The organism is Methylorubrum sp. B1-46 (assembly GCF_021117295.1).
Classification (GTDB): domain Bacteria; phylum Pseudomonadota; class Alphaproteobacteria; order Rhizobiales; family Beijerinckiaceae; genus Methylobacterium.
This window is the reverse complement of sequence record NZ_CP088247.1, coordinates 2231889-2251381: the sequence shown is the minus strand read 5'-3', so window position 1 is coordinate 2251381 and position 19493 is coordinate 2231889. Positions and strand designations below refer to the sequence as shown.

Genomic DNA, 19493 nt, shown 5'->3' with positions numbered 1-19493 from the left:
CCAATCGCGCCGCGATGTGGCAGCGGGTTTTGGCATGACCAGCGATTACCGGACGACGGGGCGGCGATGACGGCGCAGAACGGAAACGGGCTCACCTACGCGCAGGCCGGCGTCGACATTGACGCGGGCAACGCGCTCGTCGAGACGATCAAGCCGCTGGTGCGCGCCACGCGCCGGCCGGGCGCGGATGCCGAGATCGGCGGATTCGGCGGGCTGTTCGACCTCAAGGCGGCGGGCTTCAAGGACGCGATCCTGGTCGCCGCCAACGATGGCGTCGGCACCAAGGTGAAGATCGCCATCGAGACAGGCCGCCACCACACGATCGGCATCGACCTCGTGGCGATGTGCGTCAACGACATCATCGTCCAGGGCGCCGAGCCGCTGTTCTTCCTCGACTACTACGCCACCGGCAAGCTCGTGCCGGGGGTCGGCGCCGACATCGTGCGCGGCATCGCCGAGGGCTGCCGGCAGGCGGGCTGCGCCCTGATCGGCGGCGAGACCGCCGAGATGCCGGGCCTCTACGACGGGTCCGACTACGATCTCGCCGGCTTCTCGGTGGGCGCGGCCGAGCGCGGCACACTGCTGCCGCGCCCCGGCATCCTACCCGGCGACGTCGTGCTCGGCCTGCCCTCCTCGGGCGTCCACTCGAACGGCTTCTCGCTGGTGCGGCGGATCGTGGCCAAGACCGGGCTCGGCTACGACGCCGACGCGCCGTTCGCGCCGGGCCGGACCTTGGGCGAGGCGCTGCTGGAGCCGACCCGGATCTACGTGAAGCCGCTGCTCGCCGCCCTGAAGCGGGCCGGCGGCATCAAGGCGCTCGCCCACATCACCGGCGGCGGCTTCCCCGATAACCTGCCCCGCGTCCTGCCCGACGGCGTCGGCATCGACATCGACCTATCGGCGGTTCCCGTGCCGCCGGTCTTCGGCTGGCTGGCGCGCGAGGGCGGCGTCGCGGAAGCGGAGATGCTGCGCACCTTCAACTGCGGCATCGGCATGGTGGTGGTCGCCGCCGCCGACGCGGCCGACGCCGTGGCCGACGCGCTGACCGAAGCCGGCGAGGCGCCGGTGCGGCTCGGTCACATCACCGAGCGGGGAGCGGAGCCGGTGACGTTCACGGGGCAGTTGGCCCTGTGAGCGCTTCGACCCGAAAAAAGCGCGTCGCGATCCTGATCTCGGGCCGCGGCTCGAACATGGTTTCGCTGATCGAGGCAGCGCGCGCGCCGGACTATCCGGCCGAAATCGTGCTCGTGCTCTCGAACCGTCCCGACGCCGCCGGCCTCAACCGCGCGCGGGCGGCGGGCATCCCAGCCCGCGCCATCGACCACAAGGCATTTTCCGATCGCGCCGGCTTCGACGCCGCGCTTCAGGCGGAGCTGGAGGGAGCGGGCATCGAGCTGATCGTGCTCGCCGGCTTCATGCGCATCCTCACCGACGCTTTCGTCGAGGCCTGGGCGGGCCGGATGATCAACATCCACCCCTCGCTGCTGCCGCTGTTCAAGGGTACCCACACCCACGAACGCGCCCTGGAAGCGGGGGTCCGCCTGCACGGTTGCACCGTGCACTACGTCGTGCCGGAACTCGATGCCGGGCCGATCGTGGCGCAGGCCGCCGTGCCGGTGCTGCCGGACGATGACGCTGACACCCTGGCTGCCCGGGTGATCGTGCAGGAGCACCGGCTCTACCCGGCCGCCCTCGCCCTGATCGCGGGCGGCGGCGCCGTGCTGGAGGGGGGCCGCGTGCGCTTCATCGAACGAGAGCGCGACGCGGGGGCCGCGATCCTGTCGCTCTGACGGCTTCCGGTCGCTTCGGTTCTTTTCCTCCGTCATCGCGAGCGCAAGCGAAGCGATTCAGGGCGCCGACATCTCCGGAACTGTCGCGCCCTGGATTGCCACGGCTTCGCCTCGCAAGGACGGCGGAACCCGCGAAAAAGTCAGAAAAAGATCGGCCGGGCGCTCGCGGAGTGCTCGACCAGCACCGCGCCTGTGGCCGGATCGACCTCCTTGAGCACCGCATCGTAGCCCCACAGGTCGGCGAGGTGCTGGAGCACCCGCCGGGCGTCCTCCCGCTGCAGGGTGATGCGGTTGAGCGCCTTGTGGTGGAGGATGAGACGGCGGTCGCCTTCAAGGTCGACGTCCACTACCTCGATATCGGGATCGAGCCACGCCACGTCGTATTGCCGGGCGAAGGAGCGGCGCATCTTGCGGTAGCCGCGCTCGTCGTGGATCGCTTCGACCCGCATCTCCGGCTCGTCGGGATCGTCCACCACGTGGAACAGGCGCATGTCGCGCATCAGCTTGGGCGAGAGGAACTGGGCGATGAAGCTCTCATCGCGGTAATTTTCCCAGCAATCGCGCAGCACGCCCATGGCGTCACCGCGGCCGGCGATGTCGGGGAACCACTCGCGATCCTCTTGGCTCGGCTGCTCCACGATGCGGGCGATGTCCTGCATCATGGCAAAGCCGAGCGCGTAGGGGTTGTGGCCGCCAAACGAGCGGTCGTCGAAATTCGGCTGGCGGATGACATTGGTGTGCGAGGTCAGGAACTCGAGATAGGCCGCCTCGCTGAGCTGCCCCTTCTGCGAGAGCGCGTTCATGATCCGGTAGTGGCAATAGGTGGCGCAGCCCTCGTTCATCACCTTGGTCTGGCGCTGCGGGTAGAAGTACTGCGCCACGAGCCGGACGATCCGCAGGATCTCGCGCTGCCAGGGCCGCAGGCGCGGGGCCACCTTCTCCAGGAAGTAGAGGATGTTCTCCTGCGGCAGTTCGAGCAGCGCCCGGCGCCGCTCCAGCGCCGGATCGCCCTTCTGACCGCCGGCCTTGGTCGGAAGCGTCCGCCAGAGGTCGTTGTAGATCTGCTCGCCGTGCTCCTCGCGCTCACGCTCGCGCCGCTGCTCGCTCGCCAGATCCGGCCGCTTCTTGCGCGGGTAGCGGTGGACACCCTGGCTCATCAGGGCGTGGGCGGCGTCGAGGACGTGCTCGACCGCCTGATGCCCGTAGCGCTCCTCGCAGCGGGCGATGTAGCTCTTGGCGAAGTCGAGATAGTCGAGGATGCCCTCCGCGTCCGTCCACTGCCGGAACAAATAGTTGTTCTTGAAGAAGTGGTTATGCCCAAAGGCGGCGTGAGCGATCACCAGCGTCTGCATCGTCGCCGTGTTCTCCTCCATGACGTAGGAGATGCACGGATCGGAGTTGATGACGATCTCGTAGGCCAGTCCCATCAGGCCGCGGCGGTAGCTCGCCTCCTGCTGCGCGAAGTGCTTGCCGAAGGACCAGTGCTTGTAGAACAGCGGCATGCCGATCGAGGCATAGGCGTCGAGCATCTGCTCGGCGGTGATGATCTCGATCTGGTTCGGGTACCAGGACAGGCCGAGTTCCGGCCCGGCCACGGCTTCGCAGGCGTCGTGGATGCGCCGGATCGTCTCGAAGTCCCAATCATTGCCGGAGAACAGCAACTCGCCGGGCTTCGGGGCGGTGGACTTCGTGCGGCTCAGGCTCGCGACCATGTCGGCCCTTCTCTTCGACGCTATCTCTCCTCCCATCCCGGGGAGGCCATTCGCTACGCCTCCGCCCGCGCGTCCTTGCGGCCGAACAGCTCGCGGAACACGGGGTAGATGTCGCGGCGGTGGTTCACCTTGCGCATGGCCAGCGGTTCGCCGGCCTTGGCCAGCGCCTCGTAGGTCCGCCACAGGGTGGTGCGGTGCTCGACGAAACCGGCGCGCGGGCCGTTCTCGTCGCCGACTTCGAGATAGGCGAAGTGCTGGCAGGCCGGCAGGATGTGCGCGCGCAGCAACTCGGTCGACGTCGGCCCGTCGGAGGAGACGTTGTCACCGTCCGAGGCCTGCGCCGCGTAGATGTTCCAGTCGTCCGGCGAGTAGCGTTCGGTGACGATGCGCTTCATCTCGATCAGCGCCGAGGACACCAGCGTGCCGCCGGTCTCGCGGGAGCCGAAGAAGGTCTCCTCGTCCACCTCCGTCGCCTTGTCGGTGTGGCGGATGAAGACGATCTCGACGTGCTTGTAGCGGCGCGTCAGGAAGATGTGCAGCAGGATGTAGAAGCGCTTGGCCAGATCCTTCATGTGCTCGGTCATCGAGCCCGAGACGTCCATCAGGCAGAACATCACGGCCTGGGCAATCGGCTTCGGATAGGGCTCGAAGCGGCGGAAGCGCAGGTCGATCGGATCGACGTAGGGAATGCGCTTGGCGCGCTCGCGCAAGCCGAGCAGCTTGAGCTGCAGGTCGGGCAGGCGCGGATCGTTCGCGGCCTCGGCCGCGGCGATCTCGGCTTCGAGTGCGGCCACCTCCTCGAGCTTCGGCCGCTTGAGGGCGATACGCCGGGACATCGAGTTGCGCAGCGTGCGCGACAAGGCGAGGTTGGCCGGCGAGCCCGACACGGTGTAGCCGGCCCGGCGCAGCCCTTCCGTCTCGACGATGGCAAGACGGCGTTTGGCGAGGTCGGGCAGTTCGAGGTCTTCGAGGAAGAGGTCGAGGAATTCCTCCCGCGTCAGGACGAAGTGGAAGGCGTCCTCGCTGTTCTCGCCGCCCTCGCCGCCTTCCCCGGAGCCGCCTCCGCCCCCACCGCCCGGCGGGCGCTCGATGCGGTCGCCCTCCACGTAGGTCTTGTTGCCGGGCAGGATGTAGTCCTGGTGCCCCGTGCCCGGCTGGCGGGAGAAGCGCGGCTCGCGCACCCCGTCGCCCGGTACGGAGATGCGCCCGTCCTTGCCAAGGTTCTTGATGTCCTTCTCGCGGGCGGATTCGCGCACCGCCCGCTGGGCGACGTCCTTGACCCGGCGCAGGAAGCGCTGGCGGTTCGGGAGGCTCTTTCCGCCTGGATTGAGCCGTCGATCGACGATGTGCATCCGGGGTCGCTCAGCGCCTAGTCTCACGTCCCTGGTCGAGGGACAAAGGTGCGGGAGTTGCGGCGGATGCCGGCGGGCCGAAAGCCCGCCTCAGCCCGCCTGCTTCACACGCATGTACCATTCCACGAGCCGCCGAACCTGCCGCTCGGTGTAGCCCCGGTCGGTCATCCGGTCGACGAACTCGCCGTGCTTCTTCTCGGTCTCGCTGTCCTTCTTGGAACCAAAGGAGATGACGGGAAGCAGTTCCTCGACCTGGGAGAACATGCGCCGCTCGATCACCTCGCGCAGCTTCTCGTAGGAGGTCCAGGACGGGTTGCGCCCGCCGTGCTGCGCCCGCGAACGGAGCGCAAACTTTACCACCTCGTTGCGGAAATCCTTCGGGTTGGCGATGCCCGCCGGCTTCTCGATCTTGGTCAGCTCCTGGTTCAGGAGTTCGCGGTTGAGGAGCTGGCCGGTCTCGGCATCCTTGAAGTCCTGATCCTCGATCCAGGCATCGGCGTAATCGATGTAGCGATCGAACAGGTTCTGCCCGTAATCGTGGTAGGATTCGAGATAGGCCTTCTGGATCTCGTGGCCGATGAACTCGGCGTAGCGCGGCGCGAGTTCGGTCTTGATGAACTCGATGTAGCGCTTCTCGGTCTCCGGCGGCAGCTGCTCGCGCCGGATCGCCTGTTCCAGCACGTACATCAGGTGAACGGGATCGGCCGAGACCTCCGTCGTGTCGTGGTTGAAGGTCGCGGCCAGCACCTTGAAGGCGAAGCGGGTCGAGATCCCGTCCATGCCCTCGTCGACGCCGGCGGTGTCCTTGTATTCCTGCATCGAGCGGGCGCGGGGATCGACTTCGCGCAGCGACTCGCCGTCGTAGACCCGCATCTTCGAGAACAGGTTCGAGTTGGCGTGCTCGCGAAGCCGCGAGAGCACCGAGAACCGAGCCAGCATCTCCAGCGTGCCCGGCGCGCAGGCGGCTTGCGACAGTTCGGAGCCCGAGATCAGCTTGTCGTAGATCCGCTGCTCCTCCGTGACCCGGAGGCAGTAGGGCACCTTGATGACGTAGATGCGGTCGATGAAGGCTTCGTTGTTCTTGTTGGTCTTGAACGACTGCCACTCGGCCTCGTTCGAGTGCGCCAGGATCACGCCGGTAAACGGGATCGCGCCGATATTCTCGGTGCCGACGTAATTGCCCTCCTGCGTCGCGGTGAGCAGGGGATGCAGCATCTTGATCGGCGCCTTGAACATCTCGACGAATTCGAGAACGCCCTGGTTCGCCCGGTTGAGACCGCCCGAGTAGGAGTAGGCGTCGGGATCGGCCTGGGACAGCGTCTCGAGGCGGCGGATATCGACCTTGCCGACGAGCGAGGAGATGTCCTGGTTGTTCTCGTCGCCCGGCTCGGTCTTGGCGATGGCGATCTGGCGCAGGCGCGAGGGCCGCACCTTGATCACCTTGAAGCGGGAGATATCGCCGTCGAACTCGTCGAGGCGCTTCAGGGCCCAGGGGCTCATCAGGCCGGTCAGCCGTCGGCGCGGGATGCCGAAGCGCTCCTCGATCTCCCGGCCCATGGCTTCGGGGTCGAACAGGCCGAGCGGGCTCTCGAAGACCGGGGACACCTCGTCGCCGGCCTTGAGCACGTAGATCGGATGGACCTCCATCAGCGCCTTCAGGCGCTCGGCGAGCGACGACTTGCCGCCGCCGACGGGGCCGAGCAGGTAGAGGATCTGCTTGCGCTCCTCCAACCCCTGCGCGGCGTGGCGGAAGAACGAGACGATCCGCTCGATCGTCTCCTCCATGCCGTAGAACTCAGCGAACGCCGGGTAGACCCGGATCGTGCGGTTCATGAACACGCGGCCGAGGCGGGAATCGCGTGCCGTATCGACCATCTCCGGCTGGCCGATGGCATTGAGGATGCGCTCGGCGGCGGAGGCGTACATCAGCGGATTGTCGCGGCAGGCCTCGAGATATTCGGAGAGCGTCATCTCCGTGTCGCGGCGCGCTTCATAGCCGCGAGCGAAGCTCTGGAACAGGTCGTTCGTCGAGTGCAGCGGCATTCGAACACCCCCTATCAGGCTGATGACAGCTTCATCCTGTCTCGGGTCGAACGCAACCGACATTGCGGGTTTTGTCGCACCGCCCACAGGAGGGCCGGTTTGCGTGGGAAACGGGACACACTCAAAGTTGGCCGGGATTTAGCGCAAGCTTAACCGGCTTCCGATAAGAAGCGTCCGCCCCCGGCCAGCGGCCGGAGGCTCTCGAAACCGGTCGAAATTGCTGCGGTGCAGCGTAGTGGCGCGCGGAGCCGCCCTTCCGGATCAGAGATCAGTGCCGCTCTTCTTGTCGTCCTTGGGCTTGTCGGCCTTGTCGACGGTGATGCGGATGTCGCGCTTCTCGATCTCGCCGTCTGAATTCTTGATCTCGACCACGACGCCGTCGGAGCCGGTGTAGCCGCTGTTGGACTGGTAGAAGATCGCCTGAACCTCGGCATCCTTGTTCGGGCAGCGGTACTTGGCCGGGGTCTTGAGCTTGCCGGCCTTGGTGATGAGCGAGCCGGAGGTCGGCGGCGTCACCACCTTGATCTCGGGCATCGGACCGAGGGAGCAATCCTTCTTCAGGTTCGGCACGATGACGAGGCGGGCCTGCTTGCCAGCGGGCACGGTCTCGCTCTTGGTCACGGTGGTCTGCGCGAGAGCCGGCCCGGCAAGACCGAGCCAGGAGGCTGCAAGGGCGGTGGCGAGGGCAGCGGGCAGGGCCGCAAACGGCTTCGCGGCAGAGGTCGGCAGATCCATCGTCGGTTCCTTGAGCGTCGTCTCACACCCCGCCGGAGAGCAGCCGGACGATCCGGCCTCGACGCCGCAGGGCGCAACCGAGGATGTGGGGAGGTCGGCGGTCCGCGTCGAGGCTTGTCCGCCCGAATCTTGTCGGACACGATGTGCGGATCAGTGCTGCAACGCAGCGGCGACCGTGCCGGCCACGCGGGCGATTTGAGCCTCGTCGAGCTGGCCCGCCAGCGCCTCGGTCAGTGCCTTCTCGACGCGCTCGCGCTCGCCGAGATCGGCGAAGGGCACCGACGGGATGTCCCCGTCGGCAAGGTCGCAGGCCCGGCGGATGGTGTCGGCGGCTTTCAGCAGAGTTTCCCGATCCGTCGGACCCATGTCCCAGAGCGGCGCCCGCAGCCGGCTGATGACCCGCCGCGCGTCGCGGTACTCGCGGTCCACCGTGGTCGAGGCTTCGATCTGGCTGACGAGGAACATCAACTCCAGAACCTCGTTGGCGGCTTCCGGGCAAGCGCGCACGATCCGCATCACGCGGGCGATGAGTTCCTGGGTCGGCGACATCCGGGAGCGAGGGGGAGCCATGGCGCCTCAACGCCGATCCGCCGGTAAAGTTCAGCTCATATCTGCGCGCGACGGAGCGGGAGCGGACGGAAATCCGTGAGGCGGGCCAATGCCTTGCGCACAAGCAAGTTGCAACAGGCTCAGGCGGCCTCGTGATCCGCCTCGTCGAGGCCCGCGAGCAGGGCCCGGCAGGCCCGCAGTTCGGCGAGCGCTCCTTCCAGGGCGCGGCGATCCGCGGCGGCAGCCTCGACGCTGTCCTCGTCCCGGTCGGGACCGGTCGGCGCGCCGACCTCGACCTCGCCGCGGCCGAGCGCCTGGACGAAGCGCACGCCGTTCTCCTTGAGGACGCGCTGCGCCCCGCGGATGGTGTAGCCCTGCCCATGCAGCAGCCGGCGCACGCCCTTGAGAAGATCGACGTCATCGGGCCGGTAATAGCGCCGCCCGCCGGCCCGCTTCATCGGCTTGATCTGGTTGAACCGGCTCTCCCAGAAGCGCAGGACGTGCTGGGGGACGCCGAGTTCCTCGGATACCTCGGTGATGGTGCGGAAGGCGCCGGGGCTCTTCTCGCCGCGCTCCTCGTCGGCGGACGATTCGAGCGACGGCGATTCCAGCGACAGTTCCATCGGCAGTCCCATGGCAGCGCCTCAAACCGATCTGTGCAGGAGCGGGCCGGCCCGGCCGGATCAATCGTCCTCGTCCGCGTCGAGCCCGTTGACGTGGCCGCCGTTGATGCGCGCCTTGAGCACGTTCGACGGCTTGAACACCATCACCTGCCGCGGCTCGATCTCGACCTCGACGCCGGTTTTCGGATTACGGCCGATGCGCTTGCCCTTGGAGCGCACGACGAAGGAGCCGAACGAGGACAGCTTCACCGTCTCGCCCTGGGACAGGCAGTTGCAGATCTCGCCGAGGACCGTTTCGACCAGGGCAGCCGATTCGGCCCGCGACAGGCCGACCTGCTGGTAAACGGCCTCGCTCAAATCCGCGCGTGTGACCGTCTTGCCTGCCATGCGCTCCCCCTCCGGCCGAGTTTTTTGCCGCCGCACCGTCCGTTTCGGGACGTGCGGAGGCTTTCTCCGCTCACCTGCCGGGCGAGCCCCCGAAACGGGATCTCGCCATGTATCTCTATGATCGGACACGCTAATCGGCAGAGGGACGACGGTCAACAGAACCTTGCGGTTGACACAAAAGCCCAAGGCCCGATCCGGGACGCTTCGCCTACCAGCGGATGAGCGCGGCGCCCCAGGTGAAGCCGCCGCCGATCGCCTCGATCATCACGAGGTCGCCCTCGCGGATGCGCCCGTCGCGGCGGGCGGCGTCCAGCGCCAGGGGGATCGAGGCGGCCGAGGTGTTGCCGTGGCGATCGACGGTGAGCACCACCTTCTCGCGGGCGATGCCGAGCTTGTCCGCCGACGCCTCGATGATCCGCCGGTTGGCCTGATGCGGCACGAACCACGACAGCTCCTCCGCCGTGGTGCCGGAGGTGCGGAAGGCCTCCTCGATCACATCCGTGACGGAGCCGACGGCGAAGCGGAACACCTCGCGGCCCTCCATGCGCAGCTTGCCGGTGGTACCGGTCGAGCCGGGGCCGCCATCGACGTAGAGCTTGGCCCGGTGGCGCCCGTCCGAGCGCAGGCAGCTCGAGAGCACACCGCGGTCGGCGTTGGTGCCCTCCCCATCGCGGGCTTCCAGCACGATGGCGCCCGCGCCGTCGCCGAACAGGACACAGGTGGTGCGGTCCTCCCAGTCGAGCAGTCGCGAGAAGGTCTCGGCGCCGACCACCAGGGCGCGCTTGGCCCCGCCCGTCGCCAGGTACCGGTCGGCGGTGGCCACCGCGTAGACGAAGCCGGCGCAGACGGCCTGGAGGTCGAAGGCGAAACCGCCCTCGATTCCGAGGGCCGCCTGGATCTGCGTGGCGGTCGAGGGGAAGGTGTGGTCGGGCGTCGAGGTCGCGCAGATCACGAGGTCGATGTCGGCGGGCGAGAGCCCGGCCTCGTCGAGCGCCGCGCGCGCCGCGCGGGTGCCGAGCACCGAGGTCGTCTCATCGGGCCGCGCGATGTGGCGCTGGCGGATACCGGTGCGCTGGATGATCCACTCGTCGGAGGTCTCGATCCCGCGCTCGGCGAGGTCTGTGTTCGTGACGACGGTTTCGGGCAGATACGCCCCGCAGCCGACCACGACGGAGCGCCGATGCGCCATCAGATCCGTCCCTTTCTCACTTCTCTGCCAAGCTCACTTGCAAGCTCCCTTGCAAGCTCACTTGTCGACCAACCCGGCATCGAGCCCGGCGCTCACCCCGGCGGCGACCGACGGCGTCTGTTCCAGCATGTCGCGAATCGTCCGCATCAGGTCGTAGCGCGCCATGTCGTGGGCAAGGTCGACCGCTGCCGCGAAGCCTTGCGCGTTCTCCGAACCGTGGCTCTTGATGACGATGCCCTCCAGCCCGAGGAAGACGCCGCCATTGGCCCGGCTCGGATTCATTTTCTCGCGAAGCGCTGCGAAGGCTTGCCGGGCGAAGAGATAGCCGATCTTGGCCGACAGCGTCCGCCCCATCGCCGCCTTGAGGTAGGAGGCGATCTGCTTGGCGGTGCCTTCGGCCGTCTTCAGGGCGATGTTGCCGGTGAACCCCTCCGTCACCACCACGTCAGTGGTGCCGCGGCCGAGATCCGTGCCCTCGACGAAGCCGTGATAGGTGAAGTTCGCCGGCTCCGATTCGCGCAGGAGCCGGGCGGCCTCCTTGACGGCCTCGTTGCCCTTCATCTCCTCGGTGCCGACATTGAGGAGCCCCACGGTCGGCCGCTCGACGTCGAGAACGATGCGGGCCATGGCCGAACCCATCACTGCCATCTCGACCAGATGCTCGGCATCCGTGCCGATGGTGGCACCGACATCGAGCACCACGCTCTCGCCACGCACCGTCGGCCACAGGCAGGCGATGGCCGGGCGCTCGATGCCGGCCATGGTCTTGAGGCAGATCTTCGACATCGCCATCAGCGCGCCGGTGTTACCGGCCGAGACCGCGGCCTGGGCCTCGCCATCGCGCACGGCCTGGATCGCCCGCCACATCGAGGACTTGCCCCGGCCCTGGCGCACCGCCTGGCTCGGCTTGTCGTCCATGGCGACCGAAACGGTGGTGTGGCGGATCTCGACGGCGCCCTTCAAGCGCGGCTCGGCCTCGACCAGGGGACGCACCACCGCCTCATCGCCGAACATGATGAAGTGGAGCTCGGGATGCCGCTCGCGGGCGATCGCCGCACCGGGCACGACGGTCGTAGGGCCATGGTCGCCGCCCATGGCGTCGAGCGAGATGCAAACGCGGTTCGACATGGTTCCTTCGGGGCGCCGCGGGGAGGAGCCGGCGGGCAGCGAGCGTGAAGGGGCGTCAGGGGCCCCGGAATCGGCGGCGCAAAATAGCGGCAGCGCCCCGCCGGGCAAACAAAATCTCGAAACTCGTCGTACTGGCCTCTACCGAGAGACCGGCCGGCCGCTCACTCGCTGCCTTGGCCGAGCTTGGCCCGCAACGCGGCCAGATCGGAAAACGGCAGCGGCTCCTCGCCGACGGTGACCGGCTCGAAAGCGACGCCGGGCTTGCGCGGATAGGGATCAAGACCGAGCGCGAGGAATTCTGCGGTCAGCACGCCGAAATCGACGCGCCCGTTCACGATCGGATCGGGCAGATCGACATCCTCGGCCTCGGTGCCCTCTAGGATGTCGGCGTTGGTGAACTCCACCTCGATCGGCTCGGAGATCTTCGCCTCGAACGGCTCCAGCGTCACGGTGCAGACCTGTGTCACGACCGCCTCGACCTGGCCCACGGCACGCAGCCGGGTGAGCGAGCCGCTCAGGGCGAAGCGGCCGACGAGGTTGCGGATCGCCGGGATCTTGAAGTCGCGGGCCAAAGCCTCGCATTCGGCGGGCGTGGCCTCGACGACGATCTCGGCGCGGTCCTTGGGCAGGCGCTCAACATTGACGGAGCGGGAGAGCGGCCCCTCGGGCTTCGGCGTCATCGATGGTCTCCTGAATCCTCTCGCGCGACGGCGGGTTCGGGGAAGCGCGGTCCCTCCTCCAGCAGGCCGTCGAGATCCTGCGTCGTCAGAGCCGCAGCCGCGGTCTCGACATAGGCGGCGAGCGGGTCCGCTGCCCCAGCATCCGTGCCATCGAGCACATTGCGGGCGAGCACTGCTGCGAGCCCGGCGCGGTCGCCGGCATCGAGCGCCGCGCCGTAGGCCCCGGCGCGGGCATAGAACGAGGCGCCGAGCTTCTTGATGCGCTTGGGCACGCCCATGTCGCCGATGCCGAGTTCGCGCAGAGAGGCGTCGAGCTGCATGAAGACGGAATCGACCAGATCCTGGGCCACGTCCGCGGCGGGCGGGGGCAACTGGCCGAGGCGGCGCAGCACGAGGATGACGTGCAGGCTCAAGGCCTCGAACCGGCCCTCCACGGTGTCGGGCACGCCGAGCGCGGTGTAGAGGCCGGGTCGACGCCCGGCCTCGCCGATCCTCTGATGCAGCGTCCGGACGGTGCGGCGGCGCCGGTCGGCGCGGCGAAACAGACCGGTCAACATGCGATCCACCGGATGGGCCGGCGCTGTGGCCGAGCTTGCCTTGTCAAAGCCATAACCCCGCGGTACGGCAACCGCGGACCAGGGTGCAAGTCCGAAGACGCGCGAGTTGAAACGCGCCGCGGATGCAGGCCCTTTTTGGCAGGAAATCAGGGGGGCCGATGTCGCGCCGTCTCGTCTCGTCGCTTGCCCGCGCGGCCGTTCTCGGCTCCGTCGCGATCGGCGTATCAGGCTGCATCGGCGAGGATATCCGCCACGGCTATCAGATCGACCAAGCCGCCCTGGCCACGGTGAAGCCGGGCATGGGCGCCGAACAGGTGCTCCAGATCCTCGGCACCCCGTCGACCGTCTCCACCGTCGGCAACAAGTCCTGGTACTATATCACCCAGAACACCCGCCGCACGGTGATGTTCCTGGGCGAGCAGATCGAGGACCAGAAGGTCACGGCCGTCTATTTCAACGCGGGGATGAAGGTGGAGCGCGTGGCGCTCTACGGCCTGCAGGACGGGCGCGTGTTCGACTTCATCGAGCGCACGACCCCGGCGAGCGGCGCCGACCGCGCCTTCATCAGCCAGCTCTTCCGCGGCCTGACCCGCTACGAGCCGTTCGGCAGCGGCTCGGGCGCCTCGGTCGTCCCCGGCGCCCGCGCGGGTCAGTAAGCGCGTCGGCGCGGGCCTGCGAGGGCCCGCACGACGTCGCCCGGTTTGGCGAATAAATAGGCTGGCGTCACGCCGGCCAGGGCCTCGGGGCTGTTGTAGCCCCAGGCCACCGCAGCGAAGGCGCAGCCGGCCCGTTCCGCCGCCTCGGCGTCGCGAATCTCGTCACCCACCGCCAGCATCTCAGCGGGGTCGAAGCCCGCCGCCCGCGCGACCGCGCGCAGATGGCGCGCCTTGCCGAAGAGCGCGGCGCCGCAATCGTAGTGGCGGATCAGCCCGGCCGATTCCCCAAGTGCCCGGCGCACATTCGACTCGCTGTTCGAGCTGACGACGGCGAGCGCGATTCCCGCCGCATCGAGCCCCGCCAGCATCTCCGGCACGCCGGGAAACAGCCGCACCTGCCCGGCCTCGCGGGCCGCGAGCGCGCGCATGTGGCGGGCGATCAGCGGCACCTTCCAGGCGGGAATGCCGAGATCCTTCAGGATCGCCCGCGCGCCCAGACCGCGCAGCCGCTCGGTCTCGCCCGCCTCGACCCGGCGGAAGCGGTAACGCGCCGCCACGTCGTTGAGGTTGGCGCAGAACCAGGGGAAGGTGTCGGCGAGGGTGCCGTCGAAATCGAAGGCGACGAGGCGATAGGGGGCGGCCGGCGCAAGAGCTTCCTGTGTCGTGGCGCTCAAGGATCAAGCCTCCGAACGGACGAAGGCGGCCCCGCTCCCGCGACGCCGCCTTGCTCAACGATCATGCGAGCGGCCCGAGAGCCGACTCAAGTTTACGCCGCCTTCTGCGACGCGGTTGGATAATCGACGTAGCCTTCCGGACCCTGGCTGTACCAGGTCTTCATGTCGTCCTTGGCGAACGGCAGGCCCTTGGCGATGCGCTCCACCAGATCGGGGTTGGCGATGAAGGGCCGGCCGAAGGCGATGGCGTCGGCCTCACCGGAGGCGACCGCCTGCTTGGCGCGCTCGGCGTCGTAGTCGCAGTTGAGGATGACCGGACCGCCGAAGCGCTCCTTGATCACGGGCGCCACCGGCGGCACCGTCGCCTTGCCGAAGGTGCCGTCCGGGCCCGGCTCGCGCATCTCGATGAAGGCGAGGCCGACGCGCTCCATCATCTCGGCGGCGAGGCCGAAAACCTCGTGCGGGTTGGAATCATCGACGCCCTGGATCGGGCCGTTGGGGGAGAAGCGGATGCCGGTGCGGTCGGCACCGACCACGCCGGCCACCGCCTGCGCCACCTTGGTCACCAACCGCACCCGGTTCTCGGGCGAACCGCCGTAGCGGTCGCTCCGCTTGTTGCTGCCGTCGCGGATGAACTCGTCGAGCAGGTAGCCGTTCGCCGCGTGGATCTGCACGCCGTCGAAGCCCGCCGCCACGGCGTTCCTCGCCGCGCGCTCGTAATCGGCAATGAGGCGCGGGATCTCGTCCTCGCGCAGGGCACGAGCCTGGCTGTAGGGCTTCTTGCCCGAATAGGTATGCGCCTCGTCCGGCGCGGTGGCGACCGAGGGGGCGACCGGCGGCTCGCCGCCGAGGAAGTCGGAATGGACGAGGTAGCCCATGTGCCAGAGCTGGCAGACGATGCGCCCACCCGCGTCATGCACCGCCTTCACCACCGGCTTCCACGCCTCGGTCTGCTCGTCGGACCAGATGCCCGGCGCGTAGGGCCAGCCGAGCCCTTCCTGGCTGATGCCGGTGGCCTCGGAGATGATCAGGCCGGCATCGGCACGCTGGGCGTAGTACTCGGCCATGAGCGGCGTCGGTACGTGGGTCCGCGTCCCACGGGCGCGGGTCAGCGGGGCCATGAGGATGCGGTTCGGCAGCTTCAACGCGCCGATTGTAATCGGATCGAACAATGAGGGCATTCGAGACTCTATCTGGAGGGGGCGGCTCTCGGCAGCGCTTTGGTGTCAGCGCGAGGGCGGCCTTCGGATGGCCTCAACCTTGTATTCGTCCCGCCGGTTCGCCAGTGCGCTGGCGCACCTGCGCCGCGGCGCACAAATCGGCGTGAACCGAGCGGCTAACCTTCCGTCAGCGCGATCTCGTAGCACCACGCCTCCATGCCATCCTCGTAATAGTCCGTCTTCGTCCCGGTGCGCGCATAGCCGCCCCGCTCGTAGAGCCGGATGCCGCTGCCGTTGTCGGCCCGCACCTCCAAGCGCAGCCGCTGGCAGCCGTGGGCTCGAGCATCGAGTTCGGCCGCCTGCAGCAGGCGGCGTCCGAGCCCGAGGCCGATGCGGGCGGGCGCGACGGCGAGCGAGGAGAGCCGGGCCACGCGGCTCGTACGCCGCCGCTCGACGGTGGCGGCGCCGACGAGGATCTCGGCCTCGCCGCCCTCCCCCGGCTCGCGCACGACCGCGACGAGGAGGGTCATGCTGGCCGAGCGGATGGCGTGGCGGATCGCCCGCCGCTCGGCCCGATCCGTGGTGAAGGCGGCGTGTTCGAGCGCGACGAGCGCGTCGAGGTCGGCGAGGCGCGCGGGCCGGATCTCCACGGGAAGCCGCGCGGCGCTGCGCTCGCGGCGGGTGCTCACGCCGCGCTCCAGGGAAAGGACCATGTTTCGGTCAGCGCCTGATCGCCCTTCCTCAAGTAAGCCCGCAATTCGGCGGTGCCCGGCCCGTCGAGCCGCACGTCGAGGGCGACGCGATAACCGCCGATATGGGGATTGGGCACGATCGAGGTCGCGGTGATGCGGCCCTGACTGGCACTGGCGACGATCTCGGGCGGCGATGCCTCGTCCAGGCCCTTGCCCAGATCCCCGCCGCCGAAATCGATCAGGAAGCGCCGGCTGCGCAAGGCAACCAGATCCGCGGCCGGATCCCCGGCCTTGCGCGCGGCGCCGCTCGCGGCGGGTTCGGCGATGAAGGTGTTCAGCACCTTGCCGTTCGGGTGAAGATCCTCGCCCGTATGCGCGCGGATCGCATAGGCGAGCCGCACCGGCCGGCCGGCGGGATAGGGCTGCTTCGGGCGCCAGAAGGCGACGATATTATCGGCCGTCTCGTTGTCGGTCGGCAGTTCCATCAGCACGACGCTGCCCTCGCCCCAGGCGCCTTCCGGCTCGACGAAGTAGCCGGGCCGACGCTCGTAGCCGGCTTCCAGATCCTGGTAGTTGGCGAAATGCCGGTCGCGCTGCATCAGCCCGAACCCCTTCGGGTCGCGGTCGAGGAAGGTCGAGATCCGCCGATTCTGCGGATTGTCGAGCGGCCGCCACAGCCACTCGCCGGAGCCGGTGGCGATCTGGAGCCCGTCGGAATCGTGCAGCTCCGGGCGGTAATCGTCGCTGTGGCCGCGATCGGTCTCGCCGATGAAGTACATCGATGTCAGCGGCGCGAGACCGACCGATCCCAGATCCTGCCGCGGGTAGAGCACGGCGCTCACCCGCGTCGTCGTGTTCCGTCCCGGCTCGACCGTGAAGCGGTAGGCGCCGGCGACCGAGGGGCTGTCGAGCAGGGCGTGGATCGTCAGAGCCCGGGCGCCCGCAGGCGGCACCTCGATGAAGAAGGCGCGGAAGAACGGAAACTCCTCCTTGTCGCCCTCCGTGCCGATCGCCAGGCCGCGGGCGGAGAGGCCGTAGAGCTGGTCCTGACCGAGGAAGCGGAAGTAGCTGGCGCCGACGAAGACGATCAGTTCGTCGAGGCGGTCGGGCCGGTTGAGCGGCGCGTGGATGCGGATGCCGGCGAAGTTCAGGTCACGCGGCAGCGTCCCCTCGATCCGTGTGCGGCCGAAATCGAACAGGGCCGGATCGTAGGCGATCGGCGTGCTGATCCCGTCGCGCACGAGACTCACCGCGACGGGCCGTGGATACAGGAAGCCGCGGTGGAAGAGCTGGAGCCGGAACGGCCCGCCGGCCTCACCGAGAAAGGCACGTTCCTTCCGGAAGCGGATGTCGCGATAGGCATCGTAATCGAGACCCGCCAGCGGCGGCGGCAGCGGCGGGAAGCCTCCGTCGAAGGGTTTCGCGGCGAGCGCCTGCGCCTGTCGTTCGAGGGTAAACGGATCGAAGGGAACGCCCGCGGCCTCGCCTTGAGCGACGGCCACAGCCGGGAGTACCGCAGTCAAACCGGCGGCCGCCAAGCCCGACATCACGGCCCGGCGCGAGGGCGCATCCGGAGGTGCCGCCTCGGGCACCGTCGCCTCGGCACGGTCTTTGGTGTCGTTCTGGCCCCTAGCGCGGATCATGACCCCATCCCGAAATGCCACGGTTCAATGGCTGCTTCGGTCGGGCTTGGGAAGGGGTCGTCCGGGCTGGCGCAACGGGTCGGTGCGTCTTCCGTGCCACAATCCTCCACTCCGCCCGTCCATCCCCGAAATCCAGAGCGAAGAGTGCCTTTTTCCCTTGTGGTCGGGGACGCTCGGCCGTATATCGCCCCTGCCCAATTTCGCACGTGCCTGTGGCCGCGTGCCGGTTGGTGGGCATCCGGTCAACTGCCGGACAGCCGCCAGGGGTCTTAAAGGATCGATGGTCGTAAAGGGTGGATCCCTACGGCCGGCATCCGGGTGGCGACACCAGACCCTAACAACAACCGGCAGCCGGAGGCGAAACCGGCGAACCCCGCTCTCCACGGGGGACGCAGCTTAAAGCAACGACGAACGGGCTTTTTTGGTCTCGCCGGCTCCTCCAAAGGCTGGCACCGAAGAGGCTTGTTTATCCTTGCCCGGCGTGCGGTTGGGGTTCCCCCATCCAATCCACGGCAGCTTCCGGGGTGCTTCCCGCGCCCGCTGACCGGTTCGCGTCTCCAAAGCGCGAAGCGGAAGCGACGCATCGCCCCCAGACGCCGACGGCTCGTTCTCGGGCCGTCACGATTCGATCTCGCGCCCGACGATGGCGCCTCGAACCTGTGGTGGGGACGACCAATGACCGATCGCATCCGCGATTACCTGCGCGCGCGCCGTGACCTCGGCCGGGACGAGGGTCCGGTGATGGTTCTGGACCTCGATGTCGTGCGCGACAACTACACCGCTTTCGCTCGTGCGCTTCCCGACACCCGCGTGTTCTACGCCGTGAAGGCGAACCCGGCTCCGGAAGTCCTGCGCCTGCTCGCCGAGATGGGTTCCTGCTTCGACACGGCTTCCGTCGCCGAGATCGAGATGGCGCTCGCCGCCGGCGCCACCGCCGAGCGCGTCTCCTTCGGCAACACCATCAAGAAGGAGCGCGACGTGGTGCGCGCGCTCAAGCTCGGCATCCGTCTCTTCGCCGTCGATTGCCAGGCCGAAGTCGATAAGATTTTTTCCGCGACGACTCAGGCCGAAGTGGCGGCGTCCGACGTGCAGGTCTTCTGCCGCATCCTCTGTGACGGGGCCGGCGCCGACTGGCCGCTCTCGCGTAAGTTCGGCTGCGAGCCGGAGATGGCGGTGAACGTGCTGGAGCACGCCCACCGGCACGGCCTGCACGCCTACGGCGTCTCGTTCCACGTCGGCTCGCAGCAGGCCAACACCGAGGCTTGGGACGGGGCGCTCGCCTCGGCGTCCGAAATCTTCCGCGAATGCGCTCTGCGCGGCATCGGCCTGTCGATGGTCAACCTCGGCGGCGGTTTCCCGACCAAGTACCTCAAGCAGGTTCCGGGCGTGGAGACCTACGGCGACGCGATCTTCCGTGCGCTCACCAAGCATTTCGGCAACCGCATCCCGGAGACGATCATCGAGCCGGGCCGCGGCATGGTTGGCAATGCCGGCATGATCGAGGCCGAGGTCGTGCTCGTCTCCAAGAAGTCGGAGGCCGAGGACGAGGTGCGCTGGGTCTATCTCGACATCGGAAAGTTCGGCGGTCTCGCCGAGACCATGGACGAGTCGATCCGCTACGCAATCAAGACCGAACACGACGAGGACCGCATGGCGCCTTGCGTCGTCGCCGGCCCGACCTGCGATTCGGTCGACGTGCTCTACGAGAAGAACCACTACCCGCTGCCGATCTCCCTCTCGATCGGCGACAAGGTGTGGATCGAGGGCGCGGGCGCCTACACCACGACCTATGCCGCGGTTGCCTTCAACGGCTTTCCGCCGCTCGAGCAGATCGTGATCTGATCCCTCGTCGGCCACGCTTCGGCGAGACCGACACCGGTCAGGCTTCGTTCACGCCTTTTCCGTCAGAACAGCCGCGCGCCC

19 protein-coding genes are annotated in these 19493 nt (G+C 68.2%); 4 read left to right on the top strand and 15 right to left on the bottom strand.

What is annotated here, in order from left to right; all coding sequences use genetic code 11:
* Positions 1-66: 66 nt before the first annotated feature.
* Complete coding sequence (purM, locus tag LPC10_RS10495) at positions 67-1134, top strand: phosphoribosylformylglycinamidine cyclo-ligase (protein WP_231346624.1); 1068 nt, start codon at positions 67-69, stop codon at positions 1132-1134.
* Positions 1131-1790, top strand: coding sequence for a phosphoribosylglycinamide formyltransferase (gene purN, locus LPC10_RS10490; RefSeq protein ID WP_231346623.1), 660 nt, complete (start codon positions 1131-1133; stop codon positions 1788-1790). Before purM ends, purN begins: the two co-directional genes overlap by 4 nt.
* 140 nt (positions 1791-1930) lie before the next feature.
* Here the strand turns inward: purN and LPC10_RS10485 are convergent, their stop codons facing one another.
* The 11 genes from LPC10_RS10485 to LPC10_RS10435 all read right to left on the bottom strand — a co-directional run bounded on the left by LPC10_RS10485 (position 1931) and on the right by LPC10_RS10435 (position 12745).
* Positions 1931-3502 (bottom strand): SpoVR family protein, encoded by a 1572-nt coding sequence (locus LPC10_RS10485; RefSeq protein WP_231346622.1) that lies wholly within the window; start codon positions 3500-3502, stop codon positions 1931-1933.
* 53 nt (positions 3503-3555) lie between these two features.
* Complete coding sequence (locus LPC10_RS10480; protein ID WP_231346621.1) at positions 3556-4854, bottom strand: YeaH/YhbH family protein; 1299 nt, start codon at positions 4852-4854, stop codon at positions 3556-3558.
* A 90-nt stretch (positions 4855-4944) separates the two neighbouring features.
* Positions 4945-6897 carry a PrkA family serine protein kinase gene (locus tag LPC10_RS10475; RefSeq protein WP_231346620.1) on the bottom strand — a complete coding sequence of 651 codons (1953 nt, stop codon included), beginning with the start codon at positions 6895-6897 and terminating at the stop codon, positions 4945-4947.
* 261 nt (positions 6898-7158) lie between these two features.
* The gene (locus LPC10_RS10470; RefSeq protein WP_133089448.1) at positions 7159-7632 is read right to left on the bottom strand and encodes a 4-aminobutyrate aminotransferase; all 474 of its coding nucleotides are present in this window, start codon (positions 7630-7632) and stop codon (positions 7159-7161) included.
* Positions 7633-7782: 150 nt separating this feature from the next.
* Complete coding sequence (locus tag LPC10_RS10465) at positions 7783-8202, bottom strand: hypothetical protein (RefSeq protein ID WP_231346619.1); 420 nt, start codon at positions 8200-8202, stop codon at positions 7783-7785.
* A gap of 119 nt (positions 8203-8321) precedes the next feature.
* Complete coding sequence (locus LPC10_RS10460) at positions 8322-8816, bottom strand: MerR family transcriptional regulator (protein ID WP_231346618.1); 495 nt, start codon at positions 8814-8816, stop codon at positions 8322-8324.
* Between the two features lie 48 nt (positions 8817-8864).
* Positions 8865-9191, bottom strand: coding sequence for an integration host factor subunit alpha (locus tag LPC10_RS10455; RefSeq protein WP_231346617.1), 327 nt, complete (start codon positions 9189-9191; stop codon positions 8865-8867).
* 208 nt (positions 9192-9399) lie between these two features.
* A complete protein-coding gene (locus tag LPC10_RS10450; protein ID WP_231346616.1) occupies positions 9400-10380 on the bottom strand; it encodes a beta-ketoacyl-ACP synthase III in 981 nt (326 codons plus the stop codon).
* A gap of 57 nt (positions 10381-10437) precedes the next feature.
* Positions 10438-11508 (bottom strand): phosphate acyltransferase PlsX, encoded by a 1071-nt coding sequence (gene plsX / locus LPC10_RS10445; RefSeq protein ID WP_231346615.1) that lies wholly within the window; start codon positions 11506-11508, stop codon positions 10438-10440.
* 161 nt (positions 11509-11669) lie between these two features.
* On the bottom strand, positions 11670-12188 hold the full coding sequence (locus LPC10_RS10440) for a DUF177 domain-containing protein (RefSeq protein ID WP_231346614.1): 519 nt from the start codon (positions 12186-12188) through the stop codon (positions 11670-11672).
* Positions 12185-12745: a ubiquinol-cytochrome C chaperone family protein gene (locus tag LPC10_RS10435; RefSeq protein WP_231346613.1), complete on the bottom strand. Its 561-nt coding sequence runs from the start codon at positions 12743-12745 to the stop codon at positions 12185-12187. Before LPC10_RS10435 ends, LPC10_RS10440 begins: the two co-directional genes overlap by 4 nt.
* Positions 12746-12903: 158 nt before the next feature.
* On the opposite strand from LPC10_RS10435, the gene LPC10_RS10430 reads away from it, so the two are divergent.
* Entirely contained in the window at positions 12904-13401 is a 498-nt protein-coding gene (locus LPC10_RS10430) for an outer membrane protein assembly factor BamE (protein WP_231346612.1), read from the top strand.
* On the opposite strand, the gene LPC10_RS10425 is transcribed toward LPC10_RS10430, so the two are convergent.
* The 4 genes from LPC10_RS10425 to LPC10_RS10410 all read right to left on the bottom strand — a co-directional run bounded on the left by LPC10_RS10425 (position 13395) and on the right by LPC10_RS10410 (position 17570).
* Complete coding sequence (locus LPC10_RS10425) at positions 13395-14075, bottom strand: HAD hydrolase-like protein (protein WP_231346611.1); 681 nt, start codon at positions 14073-14075, stop codon at positions 13395-13397. The genes LPC10_RS10430 and LPC10_RS10425 overlap by 7 nt on opposite strands.
* A gap of 92 nt (positions 14076-14167) precedes the next feature.
* Entirely contained in the window at positions 14168-15256 is a 1089-nt protein-coding gene (locus LPC10_RS10420; RefSeq protein WP_231346610.1) for an alkene reductase, read from the bottom strand.
* 155 nt (positions 15257-15411) lie between these two features.
* Positions 15412-15948 (bottom strand): GNAT family N-acetyltransferase, encoded by a 537-nt coding sequence (locus LPC10_RS10415; protein WP_231346609.1) that lies wholly within the window; start codon positions 15946-15948, stop codon positions 15412-15414.
* Positions 15921-17570, bottom strand: coding sequence for a glucan biosynthesis protein G (locus LPC10_RS10410; protein WP_231346608.1), 1650 nt, complete (start codon positions 17568-17570; stop codon positions 15921-15923). The genes LPC10_RS10415 and LPC10_RS10410 overlap by 28 nt, the downstream gene beginning before the upstream one ends.
* A 675-nt stretch (positions 17571-18245) precedes the next feature.
* On the opposite strand from LPC10_RS10410, the gene LPC10_RS10405 reads away from it, so the two are divergent.
* Complete coding sequence (locus LPC10_RS10405) at positions 18246-19412, top strand: type III PLP-dependent enzyme (protein ID WP_231346607.1); 1167 nt, start codon at positions 18246-18248, stop codon at positions 19410-19412.
* Positions 19413-19493: the final 81 nt, after the last annotated feature.

Excerpts from the sequence above, each read along its gene's own strand:
- purM (WP_231346624.1), top strand. The coding sequence starts at position 67 with ATGACGGCGCAGAACGGAAACGGGCTCACCTACGCGCAGGCCGGCGTC.
- LPC10_RS10485 (WP_231346622.1), bottom strand. The coding sequence starts at position 3,502 with ATGGTCGCGAGCCTGAGCCGCACGAAGTCCACCGCCCCGAAGCCCGGC.
- LPC10_RS10480 (WP_231346621.1), bottom strand. The coding sequence starts at position 4,854 with ATGCACATCGTCGATCGACGGCTCAATCCAGGCGGAAAGAGCCTCCCG.
- LPC10_RS10475 (WP_231346620.1), bottom strand. The coding sequence starts at position 6,897 with ATGCCGCTGCACTCGACGAACGACCTGTTCCAGAGCTTCGCTCGCGGC.
- LPC10_RS10470 (WP_133089448.1), bottom strand. The coding sequence starts at position 7,632 with ATGGATCTGCCGACCTCTGCCGCGAAGCCGTTTGCGGCCCTGCCCGCT.
- LPC10_RS10465 (WP_231346619.1), bottom strand. The coding sequence starts at position 8,202 with ATGGCTCCCCCTCGCTCCCGGATGTCGCCGACCCAGGAACTCATCGCC.
- LPC10_RS10460 (WP_231346618.1), bottom strand. The coding sequence starts at position 8,816 with ATGGGACTGCCGATGGAACTGTCGCTGGAATCGCCGTCGCTCGAATCG.
- LPC10_RS10455 (WP_231346617.1), bottom strand. The coding sequence starts at position 9,191 with ATGGCAGGCAAGACGGTCACACGCGCGGATTTGAGCGAGGCCGTTTAC.
- LPC10_RS10450 (WP_231346616.1), bottom strand. The coding sequence starts at position 10,380 with ATGGCGCATCGGCGCTCCGTCGTGGTCGGCTGCGGGGCGTATCTGCCC.
- plsX (WP_231346615.1), bottom strand. The coding sequence starts at position 11,508 with ATGTCGAACCGCGTTTGCATCTCGCTCGACGCCATGGGCGGCGACCAT.
- LPC10_RS10440 (WP_231346614.1), bottom strand. The coding sequence starts at position 12,188 with ATGACGCCGAAGCCCGAGGGGCCGCTCTCCCGCTCCGTCAATGTTGAG.
- LPC10_RS10435 (WP_231346613.1), bottom strand. The coding sequence starts at position 12,745 with ATGTTGACCGGTCTGTTTCGCCGCGCCGACCGGCGCCGCCGCACCGTC.
- LPC10_RS10430 (WP_231346612.1), top strand. The coding sequence starts at position 12,904 with ATGTCGCGCCGTCTCGTCTCGTCGCTTGCCCGCGCGGCCGTTCTCGGC.
- LPC10_RS10420 (WP_231346610.1), bottom strand. The coding sequence starts at position 15,256 with ATGCCCTCATTGTTCGATCCGATTACAATCGGCGCGTTGAAGCTGCCG.
- LPC10_RS10415 (WP_231346609.1), bottom strand. The coding sequence starts at position 15,948 with ATGGTCCTTTCCCTGGAGCGCGGCGTGAGCACCCGCCGCGAGCGCAGC.
- LPC10_RS10410 (WP_231346608.1), bottom strand. The coding sequence starts at position 17,570 with ATGATCCGCGCTAGGGGCCAGAACGACACCAAAGACCGTGCCGAGGCG.
- LPC10_RS10405 (WP_231346607.1), top strand. The coding sequence starts at position 18,246 with ATGACCGATCGCATCCGCGATTACCTGCGCGCGCGCCGTGACCTCGGC.